The organism is Pseudonocardia sp. ICBG162 (genome assembly GCF_020496225.1).
Taxonomy (GTDB): domain Bacteria; phylum Actinomycetota; class Actinomycetes; order Mycobacteriales; family Pseudonocardiaceae; genus Pseudonocardia; species Pseudonocardia alni.
Genome location: NZ_JAHLJD010000023.1, coordinates 88,790 through 101,948, shown reverse-complemented (window position 1 = coordinate 101,948; position 13,159 = coordinate 88,790). Strand labels below are relative to the sequence as shown.

11 protein-coding genes are annotated in these 13,159 nt (G+C 77.2%); 7 read left to right on the top strand and 4 right to left on the bottom strand.

What is annotated here, in order from left to right:
* The first annotated feature begins 36 nt into the window (after positions 1 to 36).
* The 3 genes from KPL60_RS22755 to KPL60_RS22745 are packed head-to-tail and all read left to right on the top strand — an operon-like array spanning position 37 to position 2,716.
* Entirely contained in the window at positions 37 to 1,227 is a 1,191-nt protein-coding gene (locus KPL60_RS22755; RefSeq protein ID WP_226367138.1) for a uroporphyrinogen-III synthase, read from the top strand.
* The gene (locus tag KPL60_RS22750; RefSeq protein WP_226355357.1) at positions 1,224 to 1,931 is read left to right on the top strand and encodes a sirohydrochlorin chelatase; all 708 of its coding nucleotides are present in this window, start codon (positions 1,224 to 1,226) and stop codon (positions 1,929 to 1,931) included. The genes KPL60_RS22755 and KPL60_RS22750 overlap by 4 nt, the downstream gene beginning before the upstream one ends.
* 2 nt (positions 1,932 to 1,933) lie before the next feature.
* A complete protein-coding gene (locus KPL60_RS22745; RefSeq protein WP_226367137.1) occupies positions 1,934 to 2,716 on the top strand; it encodes a putative protein N(5)-glutamine methyltransferase in 783 nt (260 codons plus the stop codon).
* Between the two features lie 172 nt (positions 2,717 to 2,888).
* On the opposite strand, the gene KPL60_RS22740 is transcribed toward KPL60_RS22745, so the two are convergent.
* A complete protein-coding gene (locus tag KPL60_RS22740) occupies positions 2,889 to 3,842 on the bottom strand; it encodes a zinc-binding alcohol dehydrogenase family protein (protein ID WP_226367136.1) in 954 nt (317 codons plus the stop codon).
* A gap of 80 nt (positions 3,843 to 3,922) precedes the next feature.
* Between KPL60_RS22740 and KPL60_RS22735 the strand changes: the two genes are divergently transcribed.
* On the top strand, positions 3,923 to 4,552 hold the full coding sequence (locus KPL60_RS22735; protein ID WP_226355361.1) for a TetR/AcrR family transcriptional regulator C-terminal domain-containing protein: 630 nt from the start codon (positions 3,923 to 3,925) through the stop codon (positions 4,550 to 4,552).
* Positions 4,553 to 4,558: 6 nt separating this feature from the next.
* Here KPL60_RS22735 and KPL60_RS22730 read toward each other — a convergent pair whose 3' ends face one another.
* Entirely contained in the window at positions 4,559 to 4,840 is a 282-nt protein-coding gene (locus KPL60_RS22730; RefSeq protein WP_226355362.1) for an MGMT family protein, read from the bottom strand.
* A 44-nt stretch (positions 4,841 to 4,884) separates the two neighbouring features.
* Here KPL60_RS22730 and KPL60_RS22725 point away from each other — a divergent pair, with 44 nt between their 5' ends.
* Complete coding sequence (locus KPL60_RS22725; protein WP_226367135.1) at positions 4,885 to 8,376, top strand: ATP-dependent DNA helicase; 3,492 nt, start codon at positions 4,885 to 4,887, stop codon at positions 8,374 to 8,376.
* A 106-nt stretch (positions 8,377 to 8,482) separates the two neighbouring features.
* Here KPL60_RS22725 and KPL60_RS22720 read toward each other — a convergent pair whose 3' ends face one another.
* Entirely contained in the window at positions 8,483 to 9,157 is a 675-nt protein-coding gene (locus KPL60_RS22720) for a phosphatase PAP2 family protein (RefSeq protein ID WP_226367134.1), read from the bottom strand.
* Positions 9,158 to 9,167: 10 nt separating this feature from the next.
* Positions 9,168 to 10,016: an LLM class F420-dependent oxidoreductase gene (locus KPL60_RS22715; RefSeq protein ID WP_226367133.1), complete on the bottom strand. Its 849-nt coding sequence runs from the start codon at positions 10,014 to 10,016 to the stop codon at positions 9,168 to 9,170.
* An 80-nt stretch (positions 10,017 to 10,096) separates the two neighbouring features.
* Here KPL60_RS22715 and serS point away from each other — a divergent pair, with 80 nt between their 5' ends.
* A complete protein-coding gene (gene serS / locus KPL60_RS22710) occupies positions 10,097 to 11,347 on the top strand; it encodes a serine--tRNA ligase (RefSeq protein WP_226355366.1) in 1,251 nt (416 codons plus the stop codon).
* A 97-nt stretch (positions 11,348 to 11,444) separates the two neighbouring features.
* Complete coding sequence (locus tag KPL60_RS34830) at positions 11,445 to 13,130, top strand: family 16 glycosylhydrolase (RefSeq protein ID WP_308016811.1); 1,686 nt, start codon at positions 11,445 to 11,447, stop codon at positions 13,128 to 13,130.
* Positions 13,131 to 13,159 lie beyond the last annotated feature (29 nt).

The window sequence follows — 13,159 nt, the reverse complement described above, 5'->3', positions numbered from 1 at the left end:
GCCGGCCGGCCGGGGTATCGGAGGAACGGAGAACCGGTGACCCGATCCGCCGCACGAGACACCGCCGCCGCGCCCGACGCGGCCGCGGTGCCACCGCTGGCCGGGTTCACCGTCGGCATCACCGCCGCCCGGCGCGCCGAGGAGCTCGCCACGATGCTGGAGCGCCGCGGCGCGAGCATCCAGCACGGGCCCGCGCTGCGCATCGTGGCCCTCGCCGACGACGCCGACCTCGAGAACCGCACCCGCGAGCTCGTCGCCGCACCACCGGACATCACCGTCGCGACCACCGGGATCGGCTACCGCGGCTGGATCGAGGCCGCCGACGGCTGGGGGCTGGGCGAGGACCTGCTCGCCGCGCTCGGCCGCTCGGAGATGCTCGCCCGCGGCCCCAAGGCGCGCGGCGCGATCCGCGCGTCGGGCCTGGTCGACGCCTGGTCCCCGGAGTCGGAGTCCACCGCCGAGGTGCTGGAGCACCTGCTCGACCGCGGCGTCGAGGGCACCCGGATCGCGGTGCAGCTGCACGGCGAGCCGCTGCCCGACGTCGTCGACGCCCTGGAGATGGCGGGCGCCGAGGTCGTCACGGTGCCGGTCTACCGGTGGGCGCCGCCGCTGGACCTCGGCCCGCTGGACCGGCTGATCGACACCACCCTGGCCGGCGGGATCGACGTCCTGGCGTTCACCAGCGCCCCCGCCGCGGCCGGGATCCTCGCCCGCGCCGGGGAACGCGGTCTGCGCGAGGACCTGCTCACCGCGCTGCGCGGCCCCGTGCTGGCGCTGTGCGTCGGCCCGGTCACCGCGGCACCGCTGGAGGCGCTCGACGTGCCGACCGTGCAGCCGCAGCGCTCCCGGCTCGGCGCGATGGTGCGGACCTGCGAGTCCGTCGCCCCGGCCCGGGCCCGCAGGCTCCCGGTCGGCGGCCACCAGCTGGAGCTGCGCGGACACGCGGTGCTCGTCGACGGCACGCTGTGCCCGCTCCCGCCGACGCCCATGGCGCTGCTGCGGCTGCTCGCCAAGCGCCCCGGCCGGGTCGTGTCCCGCGCCGAGCTGCTCGCCGCGCAGCCCGGTGGGGCGGGCGACGAGCACGCCGTCGAGAACGCGATCGGCCGGCTCCGCGCGGCACTCGGCGTCCCCGGCCTGGTGCAGACCGTGGTGCGCCGCGGCTACCGGCTCGCACTCGAACCCGAGCACGGCGCGCACTGCGCCGAGGACCCGGAGGTGACCCGGTGACCGGGCTCCCGCTGCTCCTCGTCGCGCACGGGTCGCGCTCCGACGCCGCCGACGCGGTGATCCGGTCGCTGGCCGCGGCCGTCGCCGCACGCGGCCCGCAGGTCGAGGTCTGCTACGTCGACGTCCGCGGCCCCAAGGTCGTCGACGCCGTGATCGGGCTGCAGGACCGCGGCCACGACGGCGCCGTCGTCGTCCCCGCGTTCCTCGCCGCCGGCTACCACGTGCGCACCGACCTGCCCGCCCAGCTCGCCGAGGTCGGCGCCGACCCGGCCCGGTTCCCGGTCACCCGCTCCATGGGTCCCGACCCGCTGCTCGCCGCCGCGGCCCTGGACCGGCTGCGCACGGCCGGCTACCGCGACGGCGACGCCGTCGTCCTCGCCGCCGCCGGCTCGTCGGACCCGTCCGCGGTCGCCCAGGTGCACGCGAGCGCCGGGATGCTCGCCCGCCGGGTCGGCCGTCCGGTCCCGGTCGGGTTCGCCGCCACCGGCAGCCCGTCGGTGACCGAGCTGGTCGCCCGGCTGCACGACGCCGGGGAGCAGCGGGTCGCGGTCGCGTCCTGGCTGCTGGCCCCCGGGGTCTTCCAGACGCGGCTGCTCGGGTCGGGGGCCGACGTCGTCGCCGACCCGCTGGGCGTGCACGACGACGTGGTGACCGCCGTCCTCAAGCGCTACGCCGCCGGGGCCGCCGCAGTGCTCGCCGCCTGACCGTGCCGCGGCCCGACCCGGACCTGGTCGCCCGGCTGCGGGCGGCGGGCTGCGTGTTCGCCGAGGACGAGGCCGCGCTGCTCGCGGCCGCGGCCGACGGGCCGGAGCTGGAGACGCTGGTCCGGCGCCGCGTCGCCGGGGAGCCGCTCGAGCACGTCCTCGGCCGGGTGGACTTCGACGGGCTGACCGTGCGGGTCACCCCGGGGGTGTTCGTGCCGCGCCGTCGCAGCGAGGCGCTGGTGCAGGCGGCCGTCGCCGCGCTGCCGGGTTCCGCGCATCCCGGGCGCCCGCTCGTGGTCGACCTCTGCTGCGGCTGCGGGGCGCTCGGGCTCGCCGTCGCGCGACGGGCCGCCGTCGAGCTCCACGCCGCCGACGCCGACCCGGTCGCCACCGCCTGTGCCGCGCAGAACCTGGCCGGGGTGGGGACGGTGCACACCGGGGACCTGTTCGCCGCGCTGCCCACCGGGCTGCAGGGACGCGTCGACGTGCTCGTCGCGAACACCCCCTACGTGCCCAGCGGCGCGATCGGCTCGATGCCCCCGGAGGCCCGCGACCACGAGCCCCGCACCGCGCTCGACGGCGGCCGCGACGGCCTCGACCCGGCCCGCCGGGTGGCCGCGGGGGCGGGGGAGTGGCTCGCGCCGGGCGGGGCGCTGCTGATCGAGACGGGCACGGCCCAGGCCCCGGTGCTGGCGCAGGTGTTCGGCGGGCACGGCCTCGTCGCGCGCATCGGGCACGACCAGGACCGCGACGCGACCTGGGTGCAGGGCCGCGTCACGGTCTGACCGGGGGCTTCGTGTCCCGCTTTGCTCTGCTCACCGATACGCAGCAGCCCGCCCAGCCGCCCCGTCGATCACCGCCCGGCGCATCGAGACGCACGTTTCCGCCCCGGCGAGGGCGAGAACGTGCGCCTCGATCGGGCGGCGGGCGACTGCTGCGTCATGGTGAGCAGAGCGCTCAGCCTGTGGTCACCACCAGGCGTCCGGGAGCGTCCGCGGTCCAGGCCCGCTCCACGTCGCCCAGCTCCGCCACCCGCAGCGGGATCCGGAGCCCCTCGGTCGCGACGGCGTCGAGCAGGCGTGGCAGCTCCGCGAACAGCAGCGCGGGGTCGATGCTGCCCCCGCCGCTGCCGGACACGTCGATCCGGCGGGCACGCAGGATCGACGCGTCGAGGGCGACGGTCCGGCCCGCGAGCGCACCGATCTGCACGTACCGCACCGGCCGGCCGCCGTGGTGGAGGCTGCCCGACCGCAGCGCCTCGAAGGTCGCCCCGGCGACCGGTCCCCACAGGTAGTCGAGGACGACATCGGGACCGCCGTCGAGCACGGCCGCGAGGGCGGCGGTCGTCGCGGCGGGGTCGTCGGAGAGTCGGACGGGGACGACCCGGTCGTCGTCGGCGACCTGCTCCAGCGCGGCGGGGTTGCGCCCCGCGGCGATCACCCGGCCCGCGCCGTGGTGCAGCGCGATCCGCACGGCGAGCCCGCCGGAGGCGCCCGTCGCGCCGAGGACGAGGACCGTGCCACCCGGCGGGACGCCCCGGTCGACCAGCGGCATCCACGACGACATCGCCGGGTTCACCACCGCCGCGGCCAGCTCGGTCGGCAGCGCGTCCGGCACCGGCACCGCCCACCCCGCCGGGACCACGGTGCGCTCGGCGATCGTCCCGTAGGGGGCGGGGCAGCCGCCGGTGTAGATCCGGCGGCCGTCGAGCTCGGCGACCCCGTCCACCCCCGCGACGAACGGCAGCGTGTCCCCGGCGGAGTAGTGGGTGCCCGCGGCGACGGACCGCACCAGCTGGTGCACCCCGGCGGCGAGCATCCGGACCTCGACCGTGCCGTCGCCGGCCACGGGATCGGGGAAGTCGGCGCAGGCAGGCGGCGCGCCGAAGGTCGAGACGACGGCTGCCTTCATGAGGACACCTCCGTTGAACAGTGTTCAAATCCGATGTCGCCTACACTCCTCTGAACACTGTTCAACGTCAAGGGGGCGGCGTGGCTCTGGACCGCGACGCGATCGTCGACGCCGCGTTCGACCTGCTCGCCGAGGGAGGCCTCGACGCGATCACCGCCCGCGCGCTCGCGACCCGGCTCGGCGTGCGTGCCGGGGCGCTCTACTACCACCTGCCGGACATGGCGGCCCTGCGCGACGAGATGGCGACGCGCATCGTGCGGCGGATGCTGGAACGGGTGGGCGAGGCCGCCGGACTGGGCTGGGTGGACCTGCTGCGGTCGGCGGCGACCACGAGCCGGGACACGCTCCTCGGCCACCGGGACGGCGCCCTGCTCGTGGCCGGCACCTACCTGCTCGACGACGCGGCCCTGCGCTCGCTGGAGGTGCCGCTGGCCGCTCTCGTCGCACAGGGGTTCACCCCGCTCGACGCGCAACGGGCGCTGACGACGGTGAACGCGTTCGTCGTCGGGCACGTCATCGAGGAGCAGCAGCGACACGACCCGGTCCGGGGTGCGGCCTACACCGCCGAACGGCGCCGGGCCCGGCTCGACCCCGACGCCCAGCCGCTGACCCACGCGCTGAGCGACGAGGTCGCCGCGCTGCCGGTCGAGACCTTCACCTGGGGGGTGGAGGCGATCGTCGCCGGGATCGGGGCGCGCCGGCGGGCCTGAACCGGCTCAGCGCCTGCGGTGCTCGCGGGGCAGCCGGCCGTCGACCATCAGGATCCCCTCGGCCCGCAGCCGGGCCGCCTGCTCGGCGGCGATGTGCGGGGCCGAGCGCCCGTCCGCGCGCAGCACCCGGTGCCACGGCAGGTCGTGGCCGTCCTCGGCGAGGATCCGGCCGACCAGGCGCGCCGAGCGGATCCCGGCCAGCTCGGCCACCTCGCCGTAGCTGAGGGTCTGCCCGGGCGGGATCGACCGGACGACCTCACGCACCCGCTCCAGGGTCTCCTCGTCCACGCCTGCAGTCTGACGTTGTCGGTGCCCCGTGGTCTCATCGCCCCATGAGCCGAACAGCCACCGAGCAGGCGTCGCCGCGCCTGGTGCGTGCGGACCCCCGGCCCGCTCCCGTGCGGGAGTGGTCCGGTGCCGCCGCGCGGGTGCTCGCGCACGAGCGCGGTGCGCTGCGGGTGCTGGGCGGGCCGGGCACGGGCAAGACGAGCCTGCTGCTCGACGCGGTGGTCCGCCGGATCCGGGCCGGGGAGCCGCCGGGGTCGGTGCTGCTGCTGGTGGGCAGCCGCCGGGCCGCGGAGGAGCTGCGCGGCCGGCTCACGTCGCTGCTGACCGCGGGCGGGGGTGAGCTCGCCGGGGACTTCGGTGTCCGCACCACCCGCGAGCTGCTGGTGCGGACGGTGCACTCCTACGCGTTCGGGGTGCTGCGGCTGCACGCGGCGCGCTACGAGGACCCGCCGCCGCGGCTGCTGGCCTCGGCCGAGCAGGACGTGGTGGTCCGCGAGCTGCTCGCCGGGGAGATCGACGGCTGGGGCGGCACCGTCCCCGGCTCGGGCTGGCCGGAACGGCTCGACCCGGCCCTCGGGCTGCCCGGGTTCGCCGCGGAGCTGCGGGAGCTGCTGCTGCGGGCGGCCGAGCGCGGGCTGGGGCCACGCGAGCTGGCCGAGCTGGGGCGCGAGCACGGGCGCGAGGAGTGGGTCGCGGCGGCCCGGTTCTTCCGCACCTACGAGGAGGTCACGCTGCTCCGCGGGGCAGCGGGGCGGGGTGCGCCACAGGCGACGGCCCCGGCGCTGGACTCGGCCGAGCTCGTCGCCGCCGCGCTGGACACCCTGGCCGCGGACCCGGACCTGCGGGAGCAGGAGCGGCGCCGGGTCCGGCACCTCCTGGTGGACGACGCGCAGGACCTCGACCCGCAGCAGATGGAGCTGGTCGCGGCGCTGGCCGAGCACGCCGGGTCCACGCTGCTCGCGGGCGACCCCGACCAGGCGGTCCTGACCTTCCGTGGCGCGGACCCGCAGGGCCTGACCGTGCTCGACGCGCCCACCGAGGTCCTCACCGTCGACCACCGCCAGCGGCCCGGGGTGCGGGCGGCGGGCCTGCGGGTGGCGGAGAAGCTGCCCGGCTCCGGGGTGACCCGGACCCGGCGCGGCCCGGAGCAGGATGACCCGGCCCCCGAGGTCCCGGAGGGGGCCGGGGTGGGCGAGGCGCTGCAGGTCCGGGTGTTCGGGTCGCCGTCCGCGGAGGCCGGCTGGATCGCCGACCGGCTGCGGCGCGCACACCTCGTCGACGGGGTGCCGTGGTCGGACATGGCGGTGCTGTCCCGGTCCGCGCGGCGCACCCTGCCCGCGCTGCGCCGGGCGCTGGCCGCCGCCGGGGTCCCGCTGGCCGCACCACCGGACGAGGTGCCGCTGCCGCGCCAGCCCGCCGTCGTGCCGCTGCTGCTGGTGCTGCGCGCGGCGTGGCGGCCGTCCGCGGTCGACGCCGACCTCGCGACTTCCCTGCTCACCTCACCGCTGGGCGGTGGCGACCCGATGCGGATGCGTCGGCTGCGTCGCGGCCTGCTGCGGATGCACGCCGCCGCGGGGCACGACGTGCGGACCTTCGCCGACGACGAGCGCGTCGAGGCGGGCGAGGTCGACCCGGCCGCGGCGAGCAGCGACCCGTTGCTGGTCGGGATGCTGCGCGACGCCGTCGCGGGCCGGCCCGACCCGCTGCCGATGCTCTCGCCCGCCGAGGCCGCCCCGATGCGCGACGTGGGCCGCCTCCTCGACACCGCCGCCCGCTCGATCGGCGCGGGTGAGCAGGTCGAGGAGACGTTGTGGAAGGTGTGGCGGCGCACCGGCCTGGCGAAGCGCTGGAGCGAGGCCAGCGCCCGCGGCGGCCCCGGCGGCGCGGCCGCCGACCGGGACCTCGACGCGGTCCTGGCCCTGTTCGACGCGGCCGCCCGCTACACCGACCGGCTGCCCGGCGCCGACGTCGGCGGGTTCCTGGAGTACCTGCTCGACCAGCAGCTGCCGGGGGAGACCCTGGCCCCGCAGGCGCCCCGGGGCGGCGCGGTCGAGCTGCTCACCGCACACGGCGCCCGCGGCCGGGAGTGGACGGTCGTCGCGGTGCCCGGGGTGCAGGAGGGGCTGTGGCCCGACGTACGGCTGCGCGGCAGCCTGCTCGGCCACGAACGGCTCGTCGACCTCGTCGGCGGGGTCGCCGCCCCCGACGACGCGGTCTCCCGCACGGCGCCACTGCTCGCCGAGGAGCGGCGGCTGTTCTACGTCGCCTGCACCCGAGCCCGGACGACGCTGCTGGTCAGCGCCGTGCAGGGGGAGGACGAGCAGCCCTCCCGGTTCCTCGACGAGCTCGACCCCCGCCCCGCCGACGCCGCCGAGGCCCGCCCGGTGCACCGGCCCGAGCGCTCCCTGGTGATGGCCGAGCTGGTCGGGGAGCTGCGGCGCGCCGTCACCGAGCCCGACCACGGCGACCCGGCACGCGCCGCACGTCGTCACCGGGCGGCGACCCAGCTGGCCCGGCTCGCCGCGGACGGCGTCCCCGGTGCCCACCCCGACGACTGGTACGGCGTCGCGGACCTGTCCGACGGCGCCCCGCTGCGCGCCGAGGGCGAGCTCGTCCCGATCTCGCCCTCCGACGTCGAGACGATCGCCGGCTGCCCGCTGCGCTGGGTGCTGTCCCGGCACGGCGGCGACGAGACCGGCGCGCTGGCGGCGGTCACCGGGTCCCTGGTGCACGCGCTGGTCCAGGCCCGCGCCGCCGGGGCCGACCCGGTGGAGCTGGAGGAGGCGCTGCGCTCGGCGTGGCGGCGGCTGGACTCCGGGGCGCCGTGGTTCGGGCGCCGCGAGCTGGTCCGGGTGCGCGAGATGCTCGCCGCCTTCGACGACTGGGTCCGCCGCAGCCGTACCGAGGGGCTGGAGCTGGTGGCCGTCGAGCAGCCGGTGCAGCTGGACCTGGACGGCGAGGACGACAGCGAGGGCGACGACCCGGGCCTGCCTCCCGGCGGCATCGGTGCGGGCGACGACGACCCGGCGGGGGCCGCGCTCCTGCCGGTCGACACCGACGGCGACGGCGCCGGGGGGCGCGGCGGCGGGGCCGCGCGGGCGGCCCGGCGGGTCCGGCTCCGCGGCCGGGTCGACCGGCTCGAACGCGACGACCAGGGGCGCCCGGTCGTCGTCGACGTCAAGACCGGGAAGACGGCCACCTCGGCCCGGGCCACCGCCGAGCACCACCAGCTGGCCGTCTACCAGCTCGCGGCCTCGCTCGGCGCGTTCGACCAGCTCGTCGGGGGTGGGGTGGAGCCGGGCGGGGCGCGGCTGCTGTTCCTGGCCGACCGCAAGGCCAACGGGGAGGCGAAGGAGCCGCAGCAGGCGGCGCTGCGCCCGGAGGAGATGGGGCACTGGCGCGACGTGCTGATGACCTGCGCCGAGGACTCGGCGGGGGCGGTGTTCGTCGCACGCGCCGGGCCGGACTGCGACCGGTGCCCGGTCCGCACCAGCTGCCCCGCGGTCGAGACCGGCCGGACGGTGGTGGACGGGTGAGCGGGTCCGGCCGCGTACCGGCACGGGCCACGCACCCGGCCTTGCCGGGCCCGCGGTCGGGTCGTGCAGCCGGCCCGGGCTCCACACCTGTGGGGCCGGACCCCGGTCAGGTCGTGCGGACGGGCCGGACCCGGCGGTCGGCGACCCGGTCGATGACCAGCGCCGCGCCCAGCCCGAGCGCGACGGCGGCGCAGAACCCGCCGACGGTGTCGGTGGCGTAGTGCGCCCCGATCCGCACCATGCCGGCGCCGACGGTGCCGCCGGCCAGCAGCGCCGTCGCGGCCAGGGTGGCGAAGGCGGGCCCGGTGCGGGCCACCGGCAGCAGCCCCACCAGCAGCAGTGCGACGAGGAGCCCGATCGACACCGCGCCGCCGGTGTGGCCGGAGGGGAAGGCGTAGCCGTCCGCGGTGGCGGTGCCGATGGTCCGGCCGATCAGCGGCTTGAGCACCGTCGTCGCGACGCCGGTCAGGCCGGGGCCGACGACGGCCAGCACGGCCAGGCGCCGTCGTCGCAGGTACAGGGCCAGCGCGGCGACCAGCAGCGCGCACAGCACGACCGTCGGCGGGGACCCGAAGGTCACCGCATCGGCGAGCAGGGAGCCCGAGCGGTGCCCCAGCGCGTCCAGCGCGGTGTCGGCGCCCCGGTCGATCCGCCCGGCGGTCGCATCGCCGCGGTAGGCCCAGGCCAGGACCGCGAAGACGGCGACGGCCGCCGCCACGATCAGTGGCGCCGGCCGTCGCAACGGTCCCAGCAGGGACGGGTCGTCGGGGGTGGGGCGCACCCGGCCCAGGCTAGCCCGCGCTGCCGAGCCCCAGTGCGCTCGCCAGCCGCCGCAGGTCGCCCTCCGGCTCGGCCATCCCGCGCGTGATGACCTGGGCGCAGACGTGGTCGGCGCCGGCGTCGAGGTGCTCGTCGAGCCGGGCCGCGACCTGCTCGGGGGTGCCGTGCGCGACGAGCGCGTCGATCAGGGCGTCGCTGCCGCCGTCGTCGAGATCGGACTCGGCCCAGCCGAGCCGCTTCAGGTTGTTCCGGTAGTTGACCAGGCCCAGGTAGGGCTTCTCGACGGCCGGGCGGCCCAGGGCGCGGGCGGCGGCGGGGTCGTCGTCGAGCACGACCTTGTGCTCCGGCGCGATCAGCGGTCCGGTGCCGTAGCGCTCGCGGGTCGAACGGGTGTGCTCGGGCGTGGTCAGGTACGGGTGCGTCCCGGCGGACCGCTCACGGGCCAGGTCGAGCATCTTCGGGCCCAGCGCCGCGAGGGCACGCCCCTCGGTGGGGACGCCGAGCTCGTCGAGCCGGTTCACGTAGGCGACGAGCGCCGCGTACGGGCGGGTGTAGTCGCTGGTGGCCTCCGGGTGCCCGACGCCGATCCCCAGCAGGAACCGGCCCGGGTGCCGCGCCTCGATGCGGTGGAAGGACTCCGCGACCTCGTCGGCGGGGGTGGCCCAGATGTTCACGATGCCGGTGGCCACGGCCAGCGACGTCGTCGCGTCGAGCAGCGACTCGGTCAGTGCGAGGTCCCCGGGCGGGGAGCCGCCGACCCACACCGCACCGAACCCGAGCTTCTCGATCTCCGCGGCGAGATCGGGGGACAACCCGGTCTCGTGCCGCCAGACGCCGTACCGGCCGAGGGAAACACTCATGGTGGTGAGTACCACCGCGCGGGCCCGATCATTCCCGGTCCTACGATGGCCCCTCCACTACGCGAGAGGCTGGAACAGCAGTGATCGACCTCAAGGCGGCCCGACAGGACCCGGACACCTTCCGCACGGCGCTGTCCCGTCGCGGTGCGTCCGCGGACTTCGACGCCCTGCTGGAGGTCGACGCCCGCTGGCGGGAGGCCACCGACCGCGTCGGCAGCCTGCGCGCCGCGGCCAAGCAGCGGCCCAAGGGCAAGCCCACCCCCGAGCAGGTCGAGCAGTTCAAGCAGGAGAAGGAGGAGCTGCGCGCCGCCGAGGACGCCCTCGCCGCCGCCGACGTCGAGCGCTCCGAGCTCCTCGCCCGCATCCCGAACCTGCCCGACCCGACGGCCGCCGACGGCATGGCCGAGGAGGACGCGGTCACCGTCCGCACCTGGGGCGAGCCGCCGGTCTTCGACTTCACCCCGCGCGACCACCTGGACCTGGCGTCGTCGACGGGCCGGGTCGACATGGCCCGCGGCGCGCGGCTGTCCGGGTCGCGGTTCGCCTACCGCTTCGGCGATGTCGCGCGGCTCGAGATGGCCCTGTTCCGCTACGTCATGGACAAGCTGGCCGGCGAGGGCTTCGTCCCGGTGCTCGGCCCGGTCCTGGCGAACGAGCGGGCGATGTACGGCACCGGCTTCCTGCCGACCGAGGCGTCGAACCTCTACGAGCTGGAGAAGGACGGCCTCTACCTCACCGGCACCTCCGAGGTCGCGCTCGCCGGGATCCACATGGACGAGATCGTCGAGCTCGACACGCTGCCCGCGCGCTACGTCGCGTTCTCGACGAACTTCCGCCGCGAGGCGGGCGCGGCCGGCAAGGACACCAAGGGCATGTTCCGGGTGCACCAGTTCGACAAGGTCGAGATGTTCGTCTACTGCCTGCCGGAGAACTCCCAGGACGTGCACGAGGAGCTGCTCGCCCACGAGGAGTCGATCGTGCAGGAGCTGGGGCTGCCCTACCGGGTGCAGAACATCTCCGTCGGCGATCTCGGCAACCCGGCCGCGAAGAAGTACGACATCGAGGCCTGGTTCCCCGTCCAGGAGCGCTACCGCGAGATCACCTCGTGCTCCAACACCACCGACTACCAGGCACGACGCCTGAACGTCCGGTTCCGCCGCGAGGCCGGAGCGCCGACCGAGAACGTGCACACGCTCAACGGGACCGGCGCCACCGCCCGCGCCATGCTCGCGATCATGGAGAACTTCCAGGACGCGAACGGGACGGTCACGGTGCCGGAGGTGCTGCGGTCCTACGGCGCCCCCGCGACCGTCGGGACCCCGCCGGCCTGATCCCGGTTCGCAGGCGGGGTGACGCGCGCGACCTCCTGACGGGGCAACCGAACGGGGGCCCGCGCGTCCTGCTTGCGTGGAGAAATCGGGGAGTGGTGTGTCGCGGGGCGGGGAACGCCCGGACACGTCGCGCCACGCCGCCCCCGCCGGGGCCGACGCCCGCCGTCCCGGCTCCCACCGTTCCGAGGACCGGCCGGACACCGCGGACTCCGGTCGGCACCGCTCGCCCGAGCCGGCCGTCGACGGACCTCGTGCCGCCGCACCGTGGCCGACCGGGCGGCGGGCCGCGTCGTCCACGCCCCGGACGACGGCACCCGCGGTCCCGCCCGTGCCGCGGCCGGTCGCCCACCGGGCGGTGGCCCCGGCGCCCGCGGCGGCAGGCCCGGTGGACGCCGCGTGGCCGACCGCCGGTCGCCGTGGGCCGGTGCCGCCGGTCCGCCGGACGTCGTCGGCAGCCGGCCCCGAGCCCGCCCGGCCCACCGCCCGCGGACCCGTCGCCCGCCCCGAGGACATCGTGGCGTCGACCGTCGCCCTGCCCGCCGCGGACCGCACCCCCGTCGACCGTGTCCCGGAGTCCCGCCGCCCCGGTCGCGTGGTGCCCGCGCCGTCGCGCCCCGCCCCGGGGACGGGCTCCCCGGACACCGTCCCGGGCCCACGCCGAGCGCCCGGGCCTCCGGCCGCCGCGGCACCGGTCTCCGCGGTCCGGACCCTCGCAGCGAGGACCCCCGCAGCGACGACCCCGGCGGCGTATGTCCCCGCGACGCCGGAGCCGGTCGCCACGACCTCCCGCATCCGCCCCACCGAACACGGAGCCCGGGCGACGGTCGTCCGCGCCGAGCGCGCGGACCGTGCCGAACGGGCGGACAGCGCCGGACGGCCGGGCCGTGCCGGACGGGCGGGCCGTGCCGGACGCCGCGAGCGCCCGGACCGCGCCGTCACCGGCCTGCGCCGCCGCATCGCGCACGGCGCCGGCGCGATGGCGCTGGTGCTCGTCGCCGTCGCCGGGCTGACCTGGACCGTGCTCGTCCCGCCGGACGGCACGGCCGTCGCCGCCGACCCGGCGACCTCCGCGCTGGACAACCAGCTGCCGCCCCCGCCGCCCCCACCCCCGCCGCAGCAGTGGCGCCAGGTCGGTGGCGACGAGTTCGACGGCTCCCGCGTCGACCGCTCCATCTGGAGCGTCTACAACTCGCCCGGCGGGTTCGGCAACGGACTGCGCCGCCCGTCCGCGGTCGGCGTCGGCGACGGCCTGCTCACCGTGACCGCGCGCCCCCGGGCCGCGGGCGGGGGCGTCTCCGGCGGCGTCGCGATGCACGACGGTCAGCTCTACGGCCGCTGGGAGTTCCGCGCCCGCACCGACGTCGGCAACGGCTACAGCCCCGCGATCCTGCTCTGGCCGGACTCCGAGCGGTTCCCCGACGACGGGGAGCTCGACATGATGGAGATCCCGTTCGGCGACCGGCACGCGGCCACCGCCTTCGTCCACTACGGCGCGCAGAACCACATCCTGTCCACCGACACCCCCGGCGACTTCACCCAGTGGCACACCTTCGCCCTGGACTGGCTGCCGGACCGGATCACCTGGTACGTCGACGGGGTGAAGAAGTGGGAGGTCACCGACCGCCGCGCGATCCCCACCACCCCGATGCACCTGGCCATCCAGCTCGACCAGGGCCCGGCGGCGAAGTGGATCCCCGGCCCGGACGCGACCACCCCCGACGAGGTACGCCTGCAGGTCGACTGGGCCCGCGTCTTCGCACCGGTCGACGACGCCGGACGCTGACCCGCCGCCGGGGCCGGGCCGGGACGGCG